21 protein-coding genes are annotated in these 19,456 nt (G+C 56.6%); 18 read left to right on the top strand and 3 right to left on the bottom strand.

Annotated features, from left to right (window positions below):
* From QRN50_RS24715 to QRN50_RS24655, 13 genes are all read left to right on the top strand, one after another.
* On the top strand, nucleotides 1-687 hold a 687-nt coding region (locus QRN50_RS24715), incomplete at its 5' end, for a TrbL/VirB6 family protein (RefSeq protein WP_285427646.1).
* A gap of 425 nt (nucleotides 688-1,112) precedes the next feature.
* Nucleotides 1,113-1,901: a VirB8 family type IV secretion system protein gene (locus QRN50_RS24710; protein ID WP_025391082.1), complete on the top strand. Its 789-nt coding sequence runs from the start codon at nucleotides 1,113-1,115 to the stop codon at nucleotides 1,899-1,901.
* A complete protein-coding gene (locus tag QRN50_RS24705) occupies nucleotides 1,891-2,700 on the top strand; it encodes a P-type conjugative transfer protein VirB9 (RefSeq protein WP_057445124.1) in 810 nt (269 codons plus the stop codon). Before QRN50_RS24710 ends, QRN50_RS24705 begins: the two co-directional genes overlap by 11 nt.
* The gene (locus QRN50_RS24700; RefSeq protein ID WP_096126568.1) at nucleotides 2,687-4,054 is read left to right on the top strand and encodes a TrbI/VirB10 family protein; all 1,368 of its coding nucleotides are present in this window, start codon (nucleotides 2,687-2,689) and stop codon (nucleotides 4,052-4,054) included. Before QRN50_RS24705 ends, QRN50_RS24700 begins: the two co-directional genes overlap by 14 nt.
* Nucleotides 4,055-4,063: 9 nt before the next feature.
* Nucleotides 4,064-5,095, top strand: a complete 1,032-nt coding sequence (gene virB11 / locus QRN50_RS24695; protein WP_020303953.1) for a P-type DNA transfer ATPase VirB11 — start codon at nucleotides 4,064-4,066, stop codon at nucleotides 5,093-5,095.
* Nucleotides 5,096-5,104: 9 nt separating this feature from the next.
* Entirely contained in the window at nucleotides 5,105-5,461 is a 357-nt protein-coding gene (locus QRN50_RS24690) for a hypothetical protein (protein WP_010217013.1), read from the top strand.
* Nucleotides 5,462-5,587: 126 nt separating this feature from the next.
* Nucleotides 5,588-5,830: a hypothetical protein gene (locus QRN50_RS24685; RefSeq protein ID WP_020303952.1), complete on the top strand. Its 243-nt coding sequence runs from the start codon at nucleotides 5,588-5,590 to the stop codon at nucleotides 5,828-5,830.
* Complete coding sequence (locus QRN50_RS24680; protein ID WP_057445167.1) at nucleotides 5,830-7,482, top strand: type IV secretory system conjugative DNA transfer family protein; 1,653 nt, start codon at nucleotides 5,830-5,832, stop codon at nucleotides 7,480-7,482. The genes QRN50_RS24685 and QRN50_RS24680 overlap by 1 nt, the downstream gene beginning before the upstream one ends.
* 40 nt (nucleotides 7,483-7,522) lie before the next feature.
* A complete protein-coding gene (locus QRN50_RS24675; RefSeq protein WP_046720417.1) occupies nucleotides 7,523-7,885 on the top strand; it encodes a TrbM/KikA/MpfK family conjugal transfer protein in 363 nt (120 codons plus the stop codon).
* 27 nt (nucleotides 7,886-7,912) lie between these two features.
* Nucleotides 7,913-10,078 carry a type IA DNA topoisomerase gene (locus QRN50_RS24670; RefSeq protein WP_096126569.1) on the top strand — a complete coding sequence of 722 codons (2,166 nt, stop codon included), beginning with the start codon at nucleotides 7,913-7,915 and terminating at the stop codon, nucleotides 10,076-10,078.
* A 340-nt stretch (nucleotides 10,079-10,418) separates the two neighbouring features.
* Nucleotides 10,419-11,024 (top strand): single-stranded DNA-binding protein, encoded by a 606-nt coding sequence (locus tag QRN50_RS24665; RefSeq protein WP_025391092.1) that lies wholly within the window; start codon nucleotides 10,419-10,421, stop codon nucleotides 11,022-11,024.
* A gap of 305 nt (nucleotides 11,025-11,329) precedes the next feature.
* Entirely contained in the window at nucleotides 11,330-12,064 is a 735-nt protein-coding gene (gene stbB / locus QRN50_RS24660) for a StbB family protein (RefSeq protein WP_057445162.1), read from the top strand.
* Nucleotides 12,061-12,633 carry a hypothetical protein gene (locus QRN50_RS24655; RefSeq protein ID WP_016569425.1) on the top strand — a complete coding sequence of 191 codons (573 nt, stop codon included), beginning with the start codon at nucleotides 12,061-12,063 and terminating at the stop codon, nucleotides 12,631-12,633. The genes stbB and QRN50_RS24655 overlap by 4 nt, the downstream gene beginning before the upstream one ends.
* Before the next feature lie 26 nt (nucleotides 12,634-12,659).
* Here the strand turns inward: QRN50_RS24655 and QRN50_RS24650 are convergent, their stop codons facing one another.
* On the bottom strand, nucleotides 12,660-13,199 hold the full coding sequence (locus QRN50_RS24650) for a hypothetical protein (RefSeq protein WP_057445161.1): 540 nt from the start codon (nucleotides 13,197-13,199) through the stop codon (nucleotides 12,660-12,662).
* Between the two features lie 224 nt (nucleotides 13,200-13,423).
* Between QRN50_RS24650 and QRN50_RS24645 the strand changes: the two genes are divergently transcribed.
* A complete protein-coding gene (locus QRN50_RS24645; protein WP_017279385.1) occupies nucleotides 13,424-14,149 on the top strand; it encodes a plasmid mobilization protein in 726 nt (241 codons plus the stop codon).
* A gap of 202 nt (nucleotides 14,150-14,351) precedes the next feature.
* Here the strand turns inward: QRN50_RS24645 and QRN50_RS26115 are convergent, their stop codons facing one another.
* Entirely contained in the window at nucleotides 14,352-14,585 is a 234-nt protein-coding gene (locus QRN50_RS26115) for a hypothetical protein (RefSeq protein WP_040118650.1), read from the bottom strand.
* A 192-nt stretch (nucleotides 14,586-14,777) separates the two neighbouring features.
* Complete coding sequence (locus tag QRN50_RS26110) at nucleotides 14,778-15,062, bottom strand: hypothetical protein (protein ID WP_057445160.1); 285 nt, start codon at nucleotides 15,060-15,062, stop codon at nucleotides 14,778-14,780.
* 73 nt (nucleotides 15,063-15,135) lie between these two features.
* Here QRN50_RS26110 and QRN50_RS24635 point away from each other — a divergent pair, with 73 nt between their 5' ends.
* The 4 genes from QRN50_RS24635 to QRN50_RS24620 all read left to right on the top strand — a co-directional run bounded on the left by QRN50_RS24635 (nucleotide 15,136) and on the right by QRN50_RS24620 (nucleotide 19,012).
* On the top strand, nucleotides 15,136-15,555 hold the full coding sequence (locus tag QRN50_RS24635) for a hypothetical protein (protein ID WP_032635027.1): 420 nt from the start codon (nucleotides 15,136-15,138) through the stop codon (nucleotides 15,553-15,555).
* A 323-nt stretch (nucleotides 15,556-15,878) separates the two neighbouring features.
* Nucleotides 15,879-17,888 (top strand): LPD7 domain-containing protein, encoded by a 2,010-nt coding sequence (locus tag QRN50_RS24630; RefSeq protein ID WP_057445176.1) that lies wholly within the window; start codon nucleotides 15,879-15,881, stop codon nucleotides 17,886-17,888.
* A 129-nt stretch (nucleotides 17,889-18,017) separates the two neighbouring features.
* A complete protein-coding gene (locus tag QRN50_RS24625; RefSeq protein ID WP_003407061.1) occupies nucleotides 18,018-18,668 on the top strand; it encodes an AAA family ATPase in 651 nt (216 codons plus the stop codon).
* On the top strand, nucleotides 18,659-19,012 hold the full coding sequence (locus QRN50_RS24620; RefSeq protein ID WP_057445157.1) for a hypothetical protein: 354 nt from the start codon (nucleotides 18,659-18,661) through the stop codon (nucleotides 19,010-19,012). Before QRN50_RS24625 ends, QRN50_RS24620 begins: the two co-directional genes overlap by 10 nt.
* Nucleotides 19,013-19,456 lie beyond the last annotated feature (444 nt).

Here is a 19,456-nt window from a genome sequence, read left to right as displayed (position 1 = left end):
ATCGTACCCTTTGTCACCGGCCTCCCCAATTGGATGGGGGGGGCCATGGGGGGGGCCATGTCCGGCCAGGAGGGTTTGCAAACCAACCAGATAGACAGTTTGATTGCTACGTATATCGAGAACCTGCAAGCGCTTATAAGTGCCATGAACTTCAATATCATAACAACCAGTTTTGCTAATGTTTGGTTGGGTATTCAAGGAGTGGTGTTTTATGTGCTCGGAGGTATCCCGTTCTTGCTCGCCGCCGTTGCTACGCTTTTTGTGCTGAAGGTGTCGACAACGGCTATTGTATCCGTAGGGCCTCTATTCATTGCCTTTCTGTTGTTTGATCAGACCAAGCAGTATTTCTGGGGTTGGGCATCAGCCATCGGAGGCTTTATGTTGGCTCAGGTACTGGTTTCGGTCGTGCTTGCTATCGAGATTGGCTTTATCAACACTGCGATGATCAAAGATGGTTCTTTAAACACCTCTCTGGCGGGTAATTTCGTCATCCTGCTTGTCTTTGGCACGTTTACAGCACTTGTCATCGAACTTCCAAGCCAAGCATCCTCCATCATGGGCGGTGGTCCCTCCGGAGGAGGACTTGTCAGTAAAATCTCAGGATTTAGTGCAGCAAGAGGCATGACACGCGGTGTCGCCGCCGGTATTTCCAAACTGCGTGGGAGGGGAGGCAACAACATCAAATAGCTCTCTGATCCAATAGCACCATCGTTACCGGCTACGTCCTCTTCTTACTTGTAATACCCTCGCTTCTCTCAGGTACTCCACTATGAATTTCAAACTTGCTTTTAGCGGGCTGCTTTCGGCTGCCTTGCTGTCAGGGTGTGGCTCTGCACCCAAACTGTCCGAACCGGAAGGGCAGTGGGAAGACATGCCCTTCACCCATACCCCTGCGTCTCGGGCTGCCCCCGTGACAACGTCGACCACTGCCGTGCCTGGCCGGGTTCTGCCAGCGGCAAGCCCTGCGCCCAAGGCCCAGTCGCTCAAGACCACCAGTCCAAAGCGTTCGGCGCCCGCCTCCCCGGCAAAGCCCGCAGAGGCTCCGCCTAACGATTCCAAATGCTCCGCGAACTGATCCGCGCAGCACGGGTTTGTCCAGGTTTAGGTGACTTATGAGAAAGTTTCGAAAATCCAAAGAAGACGTGATCGAGCAGGAGCGGCAACTGGCCGCCCGTACCAGCATCGACGCGGCAACCGCACAAGAAATCAGCCTGGTTGAACAGGCTTGGATCCATGCAGCGCGGTACTTTGAAAAGAGCATCGCCGCCGATGAAAAGGCCAAGACCAAACGAGCAACGCGGCTGAATTATGTGTTTGGGACCATTGCCGTCATGTCGGTTGCCGCCGTGATGGGCCTGACCCCACTCAAGACCGTTCAACTGGGCCTGGTACGTGTAGACAGAAACTCCGGCTACACGGATGTGGTGTGGGCCGACGACAAAGGCAAGCCACAGGAGCAGATCGATGACGAGTTCTGGCTTTCCGCGTACACGCGTTTCCGCGAGAGCTACAACTTCTCGAGTAACGATGCCAATTACAGCATGGTCAAGTTGATGTCCTATGACGAGACCTTTACCGAGTACCGCAACTTCCAGTTGTCCTCCAAGGGCTATCTGGAAGTGCTGGGGACCAACCGGCAAATACGCACGGATATCAACAATATCAACTTCCTTGATCGTAAAGATCGGGAAGGCACCGCCCAGGTGCGGATCACCAAAACCGTGCTGGACCGCAACGGCGTCCCCGACCCCCAGCTGCACCCGGTGACCTGGGTGGCCACAGTGACCTACGACTACAAAAACCCTGCCAAAAAAGCCGGTGACCAGTGGCTAAACCCCCGTGGCTTCGGGATCAAGGCCTACACAATGACTCAGGAAGTTGGGGTGTCCAATGGCAAATAAAGCCGCTTCAGGCCTCACGGCCTTGTTACTCATGACATTCGGTCTGCCTGCCTTTGCCGAGAGCATGGGCACTGGCTCGGCACTGGACCGGCGCGTGCAGACGGCCATTTATTCACCTGACGAGGTGTACAGGATTCAAGCGACGGTGGGCCGTGGAGCGCTGGTCCAGCTTCAATCAAACGAGACGATCAATCAAGACACCGGGCTGATGGTATCGGGCGATCCGAAAGCTTGGTCTATTGGTCCAAACAAAGCGGGCAATATGGTTTCGCTCAAACCGGTTACCGATAAAGAGCCCGATACGAACCTGACTATCAACACCAATCGGCGTACCTATCTGATTGAGCTGAAGTTGGTCGAGCGCTACCAAGACTCGACCTATCTGCTGCGCTTCATCTACCCCGAGCCGCCGAAAAAGTCCGGTGCAGCCCGCCGTGACCCCGGCAACCCCTGTGACGGCCCGGTGCAAAACGGCCCCTATCAGAAGCGCTCCAGTTCAGAGAGCAGGTCCATAGCGCCTTACGAGGGCTGGGACAACGGCATGCTGACCTGCTTCCGCTTCACCGGTAACGGGCCGCGCCCGGTGCTGTACCAGGTACTGCCCGATGGCACCGAAACCGTGGCCGACGCGCACAACGAACAGAACGTGGTCGTGGTGCATGGGGTCAGCCGGTTGTTTCGGTTCCGCCTAAACGGCTTGGTTGTAGAGGCCCGGCCTACCGCTCAGGTGAACACGGGGTACAACTTCAACGGGACCACCACCGGCGAGATTCGGGAGCTCAAGCATGCAGAACAATGACAATGACCAAACTCCGGAGAGCACCCCAGGGCCGGACAGCATCGGGCCGCCCGAATCAGCAGCGACCACAGCAGCCCCGGAACAGGCCCCGGCCTCCGAGCCCGCTAGCACCCAGGCCCGTGGGGCCTTTGATGTGCGGGCCAAACGCACAGGCGATACCCAAAACAAGAAGACGCTTTACCTGGGCATGGCCGGGCTGGTGTTTGTAGGGCTGCTGATGATTGGCGGACTCTGGTACTTCACCATTTCCCAGATGAAAACCACCGGCTCCGAGGTCGATGAAACCCACGTCAAGAAGGACGCGACCCTGGACGTGAATCTGGGCAGTGACGACAGCATGAAAAAGGCACGGGAAGCCAAACTGGCCGCTGACAAAGCGGAAGAGGAAAGGCGAGCCCGAGCGGAAAGAGAGCGATTGGCCAAGGAGCAAAAGGAGAAAGAGGATGCCGAGCGCGGAAAAAACGGTCAGGACCATGCCGGTAGTGCGCCGCCACCACCCGGCTCTCCCGGCCAGAACCCGCCCGTGGAACAGACCCCCCGGCAACGCAAACTGGGACGTGAAATGTTGGTCACCTCGGAAGACGCGCAGGGTACTAGTTCCGGGAATACTCAGCCGCAACAGCCGTCCGGCGAGCAGCCATCCCTGCCGCCTTCAATGCTGGGCGACATTCAGGGCGGATCGAGCAGCGGTCTGGGGGGTGAATCGTCCAGCAGAAAACGCAGCAGCCTGAGCAATCTGGGCGGCACCACCTTTACCCCGGCCAAAGCGTACCTGGCACCGAACCGCAAGTACCTGGTCAGCCACAACACCTATACGCGCTGCGCGCTGTACACCGAAATCATCAGTACCCACCCAGGGATGGTGGATTGTCGTCTGACCGATCCGCTGTATTCCGCCGATGGCTCCACGGTAATCGCGGAGGCCGGAGACAAGCTGACCGGCGAGCAGACCGTTCAGGTAGGGCCAGGCGAAACCAGCGTGTTCACCACCTGGACAGAGCTTGAAACCCGATCGGGTACGCGGGCCAAGCTGGACAGCCTCGGTGCAGGCCCCATGGGAGCCAGCGGGACCGAAGCCTGGATCGATCGTCACTACATGCAGCGCTTTGGCGGTGCGGTGATGTTGTCGTTCATCCAGGACGCGCTTCAGGCCGCGTCCAACACGACGCAGAAAAGCTCGGGGTCTGGAGGTTACACGGTGAACAACAGCGAGCAGAACGTAGAGAGCATGGCCAACAAGGCGCTGGACAGCACCATCAACATTCCGGACACCGGGAAACTGCTGCCTGGCACCGTGATCACCGTGATCGTGGCCCGTGACATCGACTTTTCATCGGTTTTCGAGAACCGCTAAGGAGTATTCATGACGCAAGAACAAGGACTCACCGAAGACACCCTGGTCCTGGACTTCCTCGACCAGGCAGGCGTCACCGAGCGCCTGAATCGTCAGGGCACCAAGGACGTGGCCATCAACCGGCCTTACGAGCTGTGGGTGGACGGTCCAAACGGCTGGGAATACGAAGAAGCGCCTTGGCTCACTTACAACCTGTGCTGGCGGCTGGCCAATGCGCTCTGCGCGTTGAACTACCGCGTGCTGGCTCCTCATTCACCGATCCACACGGTGGAGCTGCCTGGCGGGGAGCGGGGCCAGATTGTCATGGCCCCGGCATGCGAAAAGGGCACTCTGTCGACCACGTTCCGAAAACCCTCTTTGGATCGCTTCACCCATATGGATTACGTCAACAGTGGCCGCTATGACCGGGCCAGGGCCATCGCTTCACCGATACTGGCCCTGAAAGACTGGCAGCGCGACATGCAGGAGGCCCATGCGGCTGGCCACTGGCACCGGTTCATGGAAATCGCCATCGCCCATCGCCAGAACATCATCATTTTTGGTGGGCCGGGCTCGGGTAAAACCACTTACGGTAAGTCGCTGATCGACATGTTTCCGGTTAACCGCCGCATGATCACTATCCAGGAAATACTGGAGGACCCCATGCCCTTCCATCCCAACCATGTGCATCTGCTCTATGGCCATGTGGTGACGCCCAAAGCCCTAGTGGCCAGCGCGCTACGGATGAAGCCCGACCACCTGTTTCTGGCCGAGCTGACGGGTGACGAGGTGTGGCACTTCATCGAGATTCTGAACACCGGCACCAAGGGCACCGTGACCACCGCGCACGCCAATGACAGTGAAGCAGGCTACGCCCGTGTGTGCGGCCTGGTGAAGCAGTCACCAATCGGCCTCGGTCTGGATTACGCGTACATCGAGCGCCTGGTGCGCACCTCATTTGACGTGGTCGTGTACATGGAAAACACCTACATCGAAGAAGTGCATTACGAACCCGAACACAAGCTGGCCTTGCTCAATGGCCAGCGTCAACGAGCTGCCTAGGAGAACGCCATGTGGTGGAAAATCTTGCTATCAATCGTGTTCATGATGGCTGTGTGCTTCGTTATCGGGCTGTACGCAGGGGGGGCTATGTATCTGCACCTGACCCAAGGTCACTTCGCGGGCTTGGCCTGGGACACGCTATGGGAGACCCGCAAGCTGGCCTGGAACGACCGGCGGATGCTGTACGTGCCGTGGTCTTGGTGTGTGACGGCTGCCCTCACCTTCTTGCCAGTAGGCATCACGCTGATGGCCCTTTTCGTGCGCTTGAAGCCCAAGACCTCGCTACACGGTGATGCCCGCTTTGCCAACAACCGCGAGCTGCGCCAGTTCGAGTACCAGGGCGAATACAAGAACACCAGCAAGTAGGCATTACACCCGCATCGCCGCCTGATACTCCCGAATTTTCAAACCACTTCCATGCACCGCCACGCAGACGGCTATGAGCCGCCTGGGGCCGATCTGTGTCCGGAAGCACCTTGCAGGAGAGTCCCAATGGAACAATCAAAAGAATCGAAACCCCTCCTCTTTCTGGGTTTTCCCTTGCCCATTGCGCTGGTCGTTGTCTTCGTCATTGCTGCTTGGGGAATTTATATCGCACTCGCAAAGCTCGATGAGATCAGTGCATCGCTCAGGCAGATCCAGGCCAATCAGCAGGTGGCCATAGCCCTGCAACAAAGCCTCCAGGTCCAAAGCAACGAAGCCCAGACGATTGAGCGTCAAGCAGGTGTCCGCTGATGGCCAGAGCTAAATCCAAACCAATCAGCCCCACCAACCCTCAAAAACGGATCGATGAGCATCCCGCTTTCCTCTTGGGCAAGCACCCCACGGAGGATTCGTTTCTGGCCAGCTACGGGCAACAGTTCGTGATGCTGGCCGCACCACCTGGCACCGGGAAAGGGGTCGGGGCTGTGATCCCCAACCTGCTCAGCTACCCCGATTCCATGGTGGTCAACGATCCGAAATTTGAAAACTGGGAAATCACCTCGGGGTTTCGTGCATCAGCTGGTCACAAGGTCTACCGCTTTTCACCTGAGCGTCTGGAGACGCACCGCTGGAACCCCCTGAGCGCAATCAACCGCGATCCGCTCTACCGGCTGGGGGAGATTCGCACGATCGCCAGGGTGCTGTTTGTCTCCGACAACCCCAAGAACCAGGAGTGGTACAACAAGGCGGGCAACGTCTTCACCGCCATGCTGCTGTACTTGATGGAAACGCCGGACATGCCCTTCACGTTGCCCCAGGCTTACGAAATTGGCTCATTGGGGACAGGGATGGGGACGTGGGCTCAGCAGATCATCGAGCTGCGCAGCACCGGCCCTAATGCGCTCTCCTTTGAAGCCCTTCGCGAGCTTAATGGTGTATTCGAGGCCTCGAAAAACAAGAGCAGCGGTTGGTCCACCACCGTGGACATCGTGCGCGACGTGTTGTCGGTGTATGCCGAGAAGACGGTGGCCTGGGCAGTGTCAGGGGATGACATCGACCTGTCTAAGGCCCGGGAAGAAAAGATGACCGCGTACTTTAGCGTCACCGAGGGTTCGCTGAAGAAGTACGGCCCGCTGATGAACCTGTTCTTCACTCAGGCCATACGGCTCAATTCCAAAGTCATACCGGAGCAAGGCGGACACTGTGCAGACGGCACGCTTCGGTACAAGTACCAGCTTGCCCTATTAATGGATGAGCTGGCCATCATGGGCCGTATTGAAATCTTAGAGACCGCGCCCGCATTGACCCGAGGCGCGGGGCTGAGGTTTTTCTTCATCTTCCAGGGCAAGGATCAGCTGCGCGCTATTTATGGCGAGGAAGCTGCCAACGGCATCATGAAGGCGATTCACAACGAAATCGTGTTCGCCCCTGGTGATATCAAGCTGGCCGAGGAGTACAGCAGGCGCTTGGGCAACACCACCGTGCGCGTCCATAACCAGTCATTGAACAGGCAGAAGCACGAGATAGGTGCTCGAGGCCAAACAGATAGTTACAGCGAACAACCCCGGCCCTTAATGCTGCCCCAAGAGGTCAACGAGCTGCCTTATGACAAACAGTTGATCTTCGTACAGGGGACCCAAACCACCCCGGCCCTGAAGATTTTGGCTCGCAAGATTTATTACTACGAGGAAGAGGTGTTCAAGTCACGAGAAAAGCTGCCGCCGCCGCCCTTGCCCGTGGGTGACGCCTCCAAGATCGACGCGTTAACCGTGCCGGTGCGCACCATCGAATCCAAGGTCGCAGTGGCAGACACCAAGCCCATGCAGGCCGAACAGCGACAGCGCTGGAATCCCAAAGACAAAGCGTCCGAAGTGGCTCAGGCCGAAGCGGATAAGGCACAGCCAGTTGAGGTCGAGCCTGATCCAGAGCCTGTGCAGGCTGACGACACCTCGGAACCGATGTAGTCCCCCCACCGGCGCACCCAAGCGCCTGCAGGAGCAAAACATGAATACCTACAGCAAAACGGCTGACCGCCAGGGTCATGCCGCTGGCAACGCCGTGCCCGGTCGCGGCAAAACGCGGGTCTGCGCACTGTTCGCAGTGTGCCTGCTGGGCAGTGGCTCAGCCTTCGCCGGTGACCCGTGCAAGTCCGTGCTTTGCCTCTACGGCAAGTTCGCCGGCAATAGTGGTAGCAGCGAGTGCCGAAGCGCTGAGCAGGACTACTTCAGCATCCTGGTCAAGAAGCACGGGAATATCAAATGGAGCGAAACCGCTTCGGCGCGCCAGGACTACCTCAACAGCTGCCCCGATGCTGATCAGAGCTACACCCAAAAAATCAACGACAAGTTCGGCAAGGTCCAGGGCTAAGCCCCAGATCCTGACAAGGAGAACACCATGCGAGTATTCATTGCGGAAAAGCCCGCCTTGGGCCAGGTCATTGCCGAGGCGCTGGGCACCGTTATACGCAAGGACGGCTATTTCGAGTGCGGCAGCAACGATATCGTCACCTGGTGCGTGGGCCACCTGCTTGAACTAGCCCCGCCCGAGGTTCACAACCCCGATTATAAAAACTGGGTTCAGGCCGACTTGCCCCTGAAGCTGCGCCCGGCCAAGTACCAGCCCATTGCGCGCACTCGCGACCAGCTCAAAGTGGTCCAGCAGCTGATCGGTCGCGCCTCGGAAATCGTCCACGCCGGTGACCCGGACGACGAAGGCCAGTTGCTGGTCGACGAGGTCCTGGTGCATTTCGGCAACACCGCGCCGGTCAAACGTATCTTGATCAACGACATGAACGCCAATGCCGCCCGCAAAGCGTTGGACGGCCTGCGCGACAACACCGAGTTTTACGGCCTGTTCCAGAAGGCACTGGCCCGCAGCATCGGTGATCAGTTGTATGGATTCAATATGACTCGCGCCTGCACCCTGGCCGGTAGGGCCAAGGGCGTCAAAAGCGTGTTGTCAGTGGGACGCGTGCAGACCCCGATCCTGGGGCTGATCGTGAATCGCTACCTGGCCAACAAGGGTCACGCCAGTGCGTTTTACTACACGGTTGCGGCAAGCCTGGCCTTTGGTAGCAGTCGTCCCCAGGCCCGCCTCGTGGTGGCCGCGGATGCCCCCATCGATGACAAGAACCGCATCATCGACGAGGCGTATGCCACGCAGGTAGCCGACGCGTGCCGAATGAAGCCTGCGGACGTGATCGAGGCCCGTGTGGAGGAGAAGCAAACCCCGGCACCCTTGCCGTTCGCGTTGCTCGACCTGCAGGTCTACATGAGCAAGACCCACAGCATCGATGCCGAGAAAACCCTAGCCCTGACCCAGGCGCTGCGCGAGAAGTACAAGGCCATCACCTACAACCGTTCCGATTGCAGCTACCTGTCCGACGAACAATTTGCCGAGGCTCCGGAGACCTTGAGCCTGCTAAGTCAGGCCCTGCCGGATTTGGCCGGGATGTTCACCGAGGTGAATTCGGAACGTAAAAGCCGGGCGTTTGACGACAGCAAGGTCTCGGCGCACACCGCGATCATCCCAACGGCAGTGAAGATCGACATTGCCCAGCTAAGTGACGATGAACGCGCCGTGTACCTGGCCATCGTCAAACGCTACGTCGCGCAGTTCTTGCCCGAGAAACGCTACCTCAGTGCCGAGGTGCGTTTTGGCGTGAACGGACACACCTTCGTTGCGCGCTCCACCAAAGTGACGCAGCCAGGGTGGACGGCGCAGGTCACTGAAGAAAACGAGCAAGACGAAGACGCGTCGGACGCCGCCGAGGTCGCGAGCCCCTTCGATGCTCTGGCGGATATGAAAGTCGGTGACGCCGGGGTATGCGATGGCATTACGGTGGCCAAGGAAAAGACCAAGCCCCTGCCGCTTTATACCGAAGCCACGTTGCTCAAGGATCTGCAGCGCGTGGCCAAGTATGTGAAAGACCCGCGCATCAAGCAGCTACTGATCGACCGTGACCAGGGCAAGAAAGGCGAGAACGGCGGCATCGGCACCCCGGCGACCCGTGGTGCGGTACTGGCCAAGTTGCAGGAGCGTGGTTTCTACGCGGTAGAGAAGAAAAAACTGATCCCCACCGCGTTGGGGCTGGAGTTCATTGCCGCGTTGCCAGCGATTGCGACCACGCCGGACATGACCGCGCTCTGGCATGAACAGCAACAGATGATCGAGGCCGGTGAACTGACCGTCGACGCGTTCCTGGACGAGCTGGAGTCCTTCATTGCAGACCAGGTGCAGAACATCGACCTGGGCAACGTGCAAGGCGATGGTAAGCCGGTATTGGACAGCCTGAACGCTCAGTGCCCCATGTGCGGCGGTGAACTGGCCGTCACCCCGCGAGTGATCGGATGTCGCGCATGCGCTTTCAAGTTCCATCCGGAAGTCAGCGGCAAGATGCTGTCGCCCGGCCAGATCGAGGCGCTGCTGACGAATGGCAAGACCGGCGTGCTGAAAGGTTTTCACAGCAAGAAAACCGGTAAGTCCTTTGAAGCGGCCCTGAAGCTCAATCACGAAGCCAAGCTGGAATTCGTATTCAGCCGCAAACCCACGCGCGCGTGACCCCCTCTCTCCAAAGAAGGCTTTAGCTATGCCAGAGGAACAACAGCCCAAGGGGGCGCAGTGGCCAGCCGGTGAAACGATGACGGCGCACTGCCCCAACTGCGAAACCCCCGCAACCGTGGATATCGTCAACGTCAAAGCGTGGGAAATGATCTGGCGTCCAGTGGATTGCGACAACTGCTTTGCAGAGTTTGAGTTGTCGGCAGACGGTTCAACGGCATTGCTGCTGGGCCCAGCTGAGCAGTCTACAGCCCGAGGCCGAGAGCTTCTGAGCACGATATTCGTGTTTGACCCAAACGAAGACACCCCTTAACGAACTCATTGAAGAAGGAGCGCACTCATGGCGCGTGGAATCAATAAAGCGATCCTGGTAGGCACATGCGGACAAGACCCTGACTGTCGTTACCTGCCCAACGGCACTGCGGTAACCAACCTGAGCCTGGCCACCAGCGAGCAGTGGACTGACAAGCAGAGCGGGCAGAAGGTCGAAAAGACCGAATGGCACCGCGTGTCGCTGTTTGGCAAGGTGGCCGAAATTGCCGGCGAATATCTGCGCAAGGGTTCGCAGGTCTACATCGAGGGCAAGCTGCAAACCCGCGAATGGGAAAAGGACGGTATCAAGCGCTACACCACGGAAATCGTCGTGGACATGCAAGGCACCATGCAGCTGCTCGGTGGCCGTCCACAGGGCGACTCCCAACACAGCCAGAACGGCCAGGGCAGCGGTGACAGCGATCACCAGGAACCCCCTCGGCAGCAAGCTCCCCAGCAGGCGGCACCGGAAAAACCATCCGGCAAAGGCAAAGCCGCACCAAAACCGCCACGTGCATCAGGCAAGCAGGCTCAGGCCAAAGCGCCTGCACCGCAACCCGCTGGGGATTTTGACGGCGGTGACGACAATATCCCGTTCATGGACCCCTACCGGTTCAACTGGATGCTGGTCTGACCCACCCACACAGCGATCTAGCCCACGTCAGGTGCCGCGCTCCCGGCTCGTCGTGACGCGCTCTATCGTCGCGGCGAACGGAAGCACGGGCGCAGCGCACACTTGACGCTACCTCTTTCAGAAAAGGCTCACCTTGGGAGTGTGGGGTAGCTTCACCACCCCGCGCTCCCGAGGTCAACGCGGCCGTTGCGAGATGACAAGGGCCGCGCCCTTGGTGTTCAAACCGCCCGGCATCAACAATTTCAGATCAAGCACACCGGGTGGTGTTTACCCGGTGCGAACCCCCCTATTCAAGGATTACCCAGATGAAATTCATCAAAAAGAAAATCGTTGTCATCAATTACACCGGCACCGTTGGCAAAACTACCATCGCGGCAAACCTGTTGTGGCCACGTATGGGCGGCGCGCCGCTCTATGCCATTGAGTCAATCAACGAAACGGCTGAGAACCTTGGCTTGGATGTTGAGAAGCTGCGCGGCAATGCTTTCCGCGAGCTGTTCAAACGACTCATGCTTGAGGATCAGGCAATCATCGATGTTGGAGCGTCCAACGTTGAAGATTTTATGGCCAACCTGGAGGAGTTTGATGAAGCACATGAGGAAGTCGACTATTTCGTGATCCCGGTCACTTCAGGCACCAAGGAGCAAAAAGAAACGGTCAGTATGATTAGTAGCCTGGCCTCACTTGGCGTACCCCCTGAGAAGATCCTTGTATTGTTCAATCGTGTCAAAAAGGACGTAAAAACAGAGTTCCCGATTATTTTTGCTTTTCACCAGCGCGCCAGCGCCTTCACGTTGAATACTGAATGTGCCGTGTTCGAGTCAGAACTCTTTGATGCTTTGTCTATTCACCGTATTTCAATGCAAAGCGTCATGGACGATGACACAGACTACAAAGAACTTCTCAAGGACAAAGAGGCTAGCGCACAAGAGCGTGATCGTTGGTCTGATATGTACGGACTGAAGCTCTTGTGTAAAGGCGTCAATCGCAAGCTTGATGGGGTTTTTGCAGCGCTGTTTGACCTTGAGGTGATCAAATGAGTGAACATGAAACTATTCCGTCTACTGCGCGTGATGCTCTGATTATCGAGCTTTTGAGCGACGTAGGCCGTTTGCACGATGATGTAAAACGCATCCCGCAGTTGCTTGAGCTGTCTATGAGGGATTCTCTCGATATTGTGGCCGACGCTGTAGAGGATGCTGAAGACACCGCGTTGCTTTTGCAAAAAACGACAAAGGAAGTCATCCAAGCGACGGCCGCCAAAGCGGGTGTGGACGTTGCTCTGGAAATGTCCACGGCTATTCACCAGAGTTTAGAGCGAGTGTTCGAACCTGCTTTGCAGCGTGCAGCGATCAAAATAGATGGCTTGGAAAAGCGAGTTAGCGCTTTATCCGGTAACTTCCGCGATACCCAGGCCTCACGGTTCAACTACATTGTTCTCGCGGGATTTGTGGCGGTGAGCATAGCGGTGGTGTGCGCAATGGGGTGGGTAGCGATAAAGGCTCAGGACGTTAATGAAACCAATCGATGGTTCTATCACGAATACAAAAAACAGCAGGCTGTTATCGATACGCTGCCTCCTGCCGTAAAAAAGCAGTTTGCGCAGTAATCACTTAGCCAACAACAATGCACACGTCATGATTTGGCCGTTCTATTCGCCTCACTGATGACTTCAGCCCAATTCGTGTTTTCCACCTCCTTCCTGATCTGCTTCATGCTTTGCCTGATGTTGGCTCTTGGCGTGGTTTTTTCGCCATCCAGCAATGCGGGTTTTCCGACCGCTGCGCTATCGCTTTTTTCAGGTAGGGGGTGTTCAACCTGTCCGGCTCGTTTATGGCTTTTACGGATTCTGTACAGCGCCTGGTCAAAGTGACGAAGGCTGATCGCGAGTCCGGTATCCACCAGTTTTTGGTGGATTACCGTTCTGCTTACCCCAGAATCCAGGGCGTTTTCGATCACGTCATACAGATCGCGGATTTGCGCAGTGTACGACCTGGCTTTGCTGTCCTGAGCCAGTTCTGCCAACGCCTCACGCCGGTTTTCGGTTTCTTGAGCCACGATTTGCCCCTTGCTGCGCACAAAGTGATGTAATTCTGATGTAAATCTGTCGTATTCGAGCGTAACACTGATGTAGAAAAACGCAATGCCAAGCAATCTTGACGTAATCCAGAGCACTTCAGATGCAATTCTGATGTAACCCGTGGGTTCACCCTGCTGACCCCCTATCTCGAAATTGCTAAACAGGCACGTTACCGATTGTCTACAAAAAAGAGCTTCGCCTTTTTCGTATCCAATCGACGTGCCAAAGGGGATACCCCTTTGAAACCCCGCAGAGCGGGAAAGCGTTGTCGTTGTCGTTGTTGGTTGTTGTCATCCAGGTGCCCTCAGGAGGTGATCTTGTGGCTGTAAAAGTGAACAAGTCGTGCCCCGTGTCATGCCGTTTCACGGATGAACAGTTCGCTCGGTTTGCCGAGGACATAGCGCAATCCGGCCTGAAGCCAGCCCGATTCTTTCGTGACCTGGTGATCAGCCGTTCGCCTACCTTCGAGCGGTCCGCAATCGATAAAAAGCGGATGCAGCAGGTATTCGAAAAGTCCGGACATGCTCTAAACCGAGTTGCCTATTCCGCAAACTCGGCACCTTACAACGGCACCGTTTATCAAAAGCAGTATCTCCACTGGCTTAATAAGCTGAATGCTATTCAACAACTGTTGCTCACCGTGTTGTCCGAGACTGACCCGCCAAAACCGGCAAGGCCAGTCCATAACGGCAACCGTGGTTCACCTAACGTATCTGGCAAAAAAGTTCATATCATCCGGTTTCGACTCACCCAAGACGAAATGACCCAGTTCGATGACATGATCAAACGGGCGGGCTGTTCTGCATCAACCTTTTTTAGAGAGCTGATTTTAAATCCAACTCCAGTATTCAGAGAGTTTACCGGGTTTAGGAGAAGAATAGTATTCATCGTCAATAAAGCCGGTAATAATATTTCGCAGTTGGCTTATATCGCTAAATCAGCCAGTGACAGGGGCCTCATTACCGACAGTGTGAGAGACAAATGGTATGAAGCGCTGGTGGTCATCGAAACGATTTTATTAGCAGGTATTGAATATGCTGATTAGAGTCAGTGGCTATAACACCGGGGCGCAGGAGTATTTAGAACAAGGTAACAAGTCGGGCCGAGAGTTTACACGTGATGAATTGGACCATCGTTTGATCATTGAGGGGCAGCTCAGTGTTACTAGAGCTATCTACGAAAGTATCCCGGACCATGGCCAAGATCGCTACCTTACGTTCACGCTAAGCTTCAAAGAGGACACAGTGTCACCTGAATTGCTCAAGGCAGTGACGACCGACTTCAAGAACTTCTTTATGCATGCGTACAAGCCTGAAGAGTTCAATCTGTATGCCGAAGCGCACTTGCCAAAAATGAAGACGGTCACTGATAGGAAAACCGGCGAGGTGATTGACCGCAAGCCTCACATTCATATCATCATTCCACGTATCAACCTGCTGAGCGGCAACGAGGCCAATCCGGTCGATGTTTATAAGAATCATGAGAAGTATTTTGAAGCTTTTCAGGAGCACATTAACCAGAAGTACGGTCTGTCTTCACCGCGTGAGAATGTGCGTGCGGACATTACCGATGCGGCCAGTGTTTTGTCACGTTACAAGGGCGACGACTTTTACGGCAAGAACCGCCAGTTCAAACAGCAGCTGGTTAAGCAGGTCATTGAGCGCGGCGTAACTTCACGCGCCGATTTTTATGCCCTGGTAGCTGAGCACGGTGAAACGCGCATCCGTAACGAAGGCAAGGGCAACGAATACATTTCGGTCAAATTGCCGGGTGACGCAAAGGGCACGAACCTGAAAGACACCATCTTTCAGGATGCCTTCATTGTCCGGCGTGAACTGAAAAAGCCGCCGCTTGAAGCCAGTGTGATCCAGGAACGCTTGCTTGCCTGGCCGCAGCGCGCAAGGGAAATCAAGTACGTCAACAAGGCCACTCCAAAGTTTCGCAAACAGTATTCCCAAGCTTCCCCTGAAGAGCGTGTTCGGCTACTGGCCGAGCGCGAAAACAATTTCTACCGAGCACATGGAGATGATTATGAATCCGTACACACCTGGCAACGACAGAGAGATAACCAGCGAAGTCCTGCTGAAACTGCAGGGCGACGCACTGCGGCACCTGCCGATGGCTTGCAAGACCTGTCCGTCAGCGATGTGGCAGATCACCGGCAAGCCGGACCGACCCGAAGCCGTGACGGTGCGTTGTTACTGCCCAGTGATGCACACGTTCACGTGGGACAGTCGCAACCAGGAGGAGATTCTGGATTGCGATCATCTGTACCAGCAGGAGGACGAGGAAGGCGGGCCGGGTCCACAACTGAGCGAGGAAGAGGAGGAAGCCAACCTGCCGCCGTTTCTCAGGAAACAAAGGGAACAGCAACGCCTGCAGGCGAAACAGGCCGACGACGAGCCGGAGCTGGAAAACCCCGAAACACCCGAGTACGAGCTGGACGTGTAGTCCCGCCTTATGCCCAGAACCCCCACCGTGTCGCCACCATCGCTGACATCGAGGAGCGGGGCCGACGCCTGTTTGACCCGCTCAAGCGGCCTTCTGACAACGCGCTGGTGTTCTATCGATCATCCAGCCACCCACGGGTGGCCGGCCAGTTGCCCCAGGCGAGGGCTGCGACGACAACGCCTGTCCAATCTACTGCCGGACGCAGGCCCCGGAGTTCGGGCAAGCCCCGCCCTCCCCGTCAATGGCGTCCTGGTGCTGTCCCGCCTTACGCCAAGAACCCGCACCGGGTCGCGACGGTGGCTGACATCGAGCAGCGCGCCCGGATGCTGTTCGATCCGCTCAAGCGACCTGCAGACAAGGCGCTGGTGTTCAAGCGGGCTTCCATCAAGGCCCTGACCGTTAACAAACACGCCTCCACGGTGGCCGCGTATTTCACGCGGCAGGCGCAGCACAACCAGATCGCTCCGGCCCACCGCCGGGCCATACGCCGGATCGATCAGCAGTATTTCGCGCTCAGGCGCGCCGTGTTCTCCGATCAACGCTTAACCCGCCAGGACAAGGCGCAGCTGGTTTCCGTGCTGACGTTCGAGCGGCTCAAAGCGCGTGAACAGTTCCACAACCCGAAACCCAACATCGAGGTAAATCTCATGGGCAGTGCAGCTATACGCAATCTCTTAGACGATGAAAAAGAAGACCCAGGCTTCAGCATCAGCGGCGCGAGGGGACCTGGCCCCGAAGGCGTGCGTGAGCGGGTGAAGCGGGTCATGGATCGCTTCGCCAAACAGGTTGATCCAGTCGCCGCCAGTGAGCGGGCCCGCGACCTCAGCGCCAAGGATCTTTACACGCGCAAGGCCAAGTTCAGTCAGAACGTGCATTACCTGGACAAACAGACCGACAAGACTTTGTTTGTCGACACGGGTACCACCATTTCCATGCGCCGCACGGGCATCACCGAAGCCGGGGTGTCCGTAGCCCTCCAGCTGGCCCGGGAAAGGTTTGGCAGCACACTGACGATCAACGGCACTGCCGAATTCAAAAAGCTGGTGATCGAGGCGGTGGCCAAGAATGGCCTGGACGTGCATTTCACCGACAAGGCCATGAATCAAAGCCTGGCTGACCGCCGTGCAGAGCTGGACATCGAACGTCATGGCCAGAGCATTGGTCCTGCCACCGACTTGCCTCGGCACGTTGATGACGCCACACGGGACGTGCGGGACCAGGCGGATCGCCTAGGCGTTACCGTGCCTATCGAAGCGCTGTATGGCCAAGGAAAAACGGCTGACCAGGTTAGCCAGGCGCTGGCCACCCAGCTCGACACGGTTCCCGAGCCGGAGCGCATTGCGTTCGTGGAGACGGTGGCCATCACCCTGGGCATTCCAGAACGCGGCCAGCCCAAGGGCGACCAGGCATTTGCACAGTGGCAGGCGCAGCGTGCGCAACCGGCTGCGAATTCCGCAGCATCAGCAACGTCTGAAGCGCAGGCCAATGTGCCGACGCCTTCAGACGCCGTGTCTGAACCGGTGAGCCCAGAAGCCGCGAAGCCTGCGCTGGCCAACGACCCAGACCTGCAGAGCCCAAGCGAGCTGGTCCGGCTTGAAGCGCAATGGCGTCGTGATTTCCCGATGTCCGAAGCGGAGGTCAGGGCCTCTGATACGGTCATGGGCTTGCGAGGTGAAGACCATGCCGTCTGGATCATTGCGACGAATGACAAGACCCCGGAAGCGGCTGCCCTGCTGACGGCTTACATGGAAAACGACAGCTACCGTGAAGCGTTCAAAGCCAGCATCGTCGCCGCTTACAAGCAAGTCGAAAACTCGCCTAAGTTGGTCGATGACCTAGACCACCTCACGGCGATGGCTGCCCAGATAGTCAATGAGGTGGAAGAGCGTCTGTTTCCGACACCTCAAGCAGCAACGGGCCAGACAGCTCCGTCCAGGAGCAAAGTCATCGAGGGCACGCTTATCGAGCATGGGGAAGCACCGTATCAGCACAATGACGACAACCAGATGAGCTACTTCGTGACGCTCAAGCCCGAGGGCGGTAAGCCCCGCACGGTGTGGGGCGTAGGGCTGGAAGAGGCTATGAGCGACGCAGATCTGAAGCAAGGCGACCAGGTACGTTTGCAAGACCTGGGCACCCAGCCTGTCGTGGTGCAGGTCATCGAAGAGGACGGCACTGTCACGGACAAAACGGTCAACCGCCGCGAATGGTCAGCGCAGCCGGTCGCGCCTGAACGGGAAGTGGCCGAGACCACGCCCAAGGGACAGGCCGCAGCAGCAGGCACACCGGAGCTTTCATCCCCGGATGAAGATGATGGTATGAGTGTGGATTGAACCGAGTGAGAACCCTCCTCCTTGTATGGAGGTGGGTCCCTTCCAGGAGACTCAGTAGATTCCTCGTAGCAAATTTTCCGTAACTTATGTAAGTTATGTCACTTCAATAATCAGTATCAAGGGCAGTTCATGATCTTACTTTTAGGTGGTGAAAAAGGCGGCAGCGGTAAAAGCTGTCTGGCTCAAAACCTGGCCGTCTGGCTGCAGGCTCGCGGAGGTGACGTCCTGCTTCTAGATGCCGACCCTCAGGGCACAACCGCAGACTGGGCTGCTGAACGCTCTGCACAGGGAGACCTCCCTGCGATTCCTGTTGTGCAAGCACACGGCAATATTCGTCAAACGCTGACAGACCTTCGGGGCCGGTACAGGCAAATTGTGGTCGATGCTGGAGGATCTGATTCGGAGGCACTGCGGTCAGCTATGACGGTAGCAACTCATATGTTGATCCCTTTCCGGCCCAAGCGACGAGATCTCAAGACCCTTCCAAAGGTCGATAACCTGGCACGACTGGCTACTGCAGTGAACCCAGCATTGAACGTGCGTGCAGTGATCACCCAATGCCCTGCCCTTCCTAGCCAGATACAGCGGATATTGGATGCCAAAGAAGCATGCCGCTCCTTCGGCATTCAACCTCTTGACGCGATTACTACAGCTCGCAATGTCTACGACGATGCGGATGAAGACGGATGTTCGGTCTTGGAGAGCAACTCTGACGCACGTGCTAAAGAAGAGATAGAGACGTTGGCAGCAGAGCTTTGGGGGGCTGCAAAATGGGATTGAAAGATTTGATTCGTAAGCCTGAGCAGGTCTCCCCGTCTTTGGAGGCCAACGACGAAGCAGCGCTGGCTTTCATATCTGCAGCGCCCGTTAGTGCCACGCCCGAGCCTAAGCGCAAGCGTAAGAAAGCTTCTACATTCGTGCGTACAACGTTTTCCCTCTCCAAGGACGTTAACAGGCAGATAGATAAGATTTCTCTTTTGCCACGGACCTTCCGCATATCTAGATCCGATGTGATTCGGGCTGGAATCATGGCCCTCCAAGAGCTTGATAAGGCTGACCTCATTGCGCTGCTTGAGAATGCATCTAATGCTGAACCCATAACCGATTCTATGGAAGACGAGTAAGTGCTATAACTTACGTAAGTTATTGCCGTTGCATAAATTACATCAGAAATTTCGTTGAAAGCCCCGTCACGCAAGGGTTATGGCCATGCGCACTAGACTGAAAACTTGATGGAATATAAGGTTAAAAAAATGGCATTTTCATTGCGGATGGGGAATCCGGGTGATAGTGTTCACGCACTTTGCCTGCCCACCGTTGCTGGGATGCCATATTTTTCATGCTCGAATGAGCGTAGACGGGAAAATTTCTAACGATTTAGCCAAATAGCAGAAACCAAAAAGCCCCGCTTGCCGGCGGGGCTTTTTGGAAAAACTTGAACAGGCCTTGCTTTTTTCGAGAGAAGGAGACCTGTCCAACACACATAACGTGAGCTGATTATGGCGTTCACTGCGGCTTTGTGCAAGTCGTCAAAAGTGAAGCCATCAGTTCACCGCTGAACGGTGGAC

Source organism: Pseudomonas sp. MEJ108, assembly GCF_030208985.1.
GTDB classification, from domain to species: Bacteria; Pseudomonadota; Gammaproteobacteria; order Pseudomonadales; family Pseudomonadaceae; genus Aquipseudomonas; species Aquipseudomonas fragariae.
This window is presented reverse-complemented; position numbering and strand designations above follow the sequence as displayed.

Coding starts and splice junctions, on each gene's coding strand:
- QRN50_RS24710 (WP_025391082.1), top strand. CDS start 1,113: ATGAGAAAGTTTCGAAAATCCAAAGAAGACGTGATCGAGCAGGAGCGG.
- QRN50_RS24705 (WP_057445124.1), top strand. CDS start 1,891: ATGGCAAATAAAGCCGCTTCAGGCCTCACGGCCTTGTTACTCATGACA.
- QRN50_RS24700 (WP_096126568.1), top strand. CDS start 2,687: ATGCAGAACAATGACAATGACCAAACTCCGGAGAGCACCCCAGGGCCG.
- virB11 (WP_020303953.1), top strand. CDS start 4,064: ATGACGCAAGAACAAGGACTCACCGAAGACACCCTGGTCCTGGACTTC.
- QRN50_RS24690 (WP_010217013.1), top strand. CDS start 5,105: ATGTGGTGGAAAATCTTGCTATCAATCGTGTTCATGATGGCTGTGTGC.
- QRN50_RS24685 (WP_020303952.1), top strand. CDS start 5,588: ATGGAACAATCAAAAGAATCGAAACCCCTCCTCTTTCTGGGTTTTCCC.
- QRN50_RS24680 (WP_057445167.1), top strand. CDS start 5,830: ATGGCCAGAGCTAAATCCAAACCAATCAGCCCCACCAACCCTCAAAAA.
- QRN50_RS24675 (WP_046720417.1), top strand. CDS start 7,523: ATGAATACCTACAGCAAAACGGCTGACCGCCAGGGTCATGCCGCTGGC.
- QRN50_RS24670 (WP_096126569.1), top strand. CDS start 7,913: ATGCGAGTATTCATTGCGGAAAAGCCCGCCTTGGGCCAGGTCATTGCC.
- QRN50_RS24665 (WP_025391092.1), top strand. CDS start 10,419: ATGGCGCGTGGAATCAATAAAGCGATCCTGGTAGGCACATGCGGACAA.
- stbB (WP_057445162.1), top strand. CDS start 11,330: ATGAAATTCATCAAAAAGAAAATCGTTGTCATCAATTACACCGGCACC.
- QRN50_RS24655 (WP_016569425.1), top strand. CDS start 12,061: ATGAGTGAACATGAAACTATTCCGTCTACTGCGCGTGATGCTCTGATT.
- QRN50_RS26115 (WP_040118650.1), bottom strand. CDS start 14,585: ATGATTCTTATAAACATCGACCGGATTGGCCTCGTTGCCGCTCAGCAG.
- QRN50_RS24635 (WP_032635027.1), top strand. CDS start 15,136: ATGAATCCGTACACACCTGGCAACGACAGAGAGATAACCAGCGAAGTC.
- QRN50_RS24630 (WP_057445176.1), top strand. CDS start 15,879: ATGCTGTTCGATCCGCTCAAGCGACCTGCAGACAAGGCGCTGGTGTTC.
- QRN50_RS24625 (WP_003407061.1), top strand. CDS start 18,018: ATGATCTTACTTTTAGGTGGTGAAAAAGGCGGCAGCGGTAAAAGCTGT.
- QRN50_RS24620 (WP_057445157.1), top strand. CDS start 18,659: ATGGGATTGAAAGATTTGATTCGTAAGCCTGAGCAGGTCTCCCCGTCT.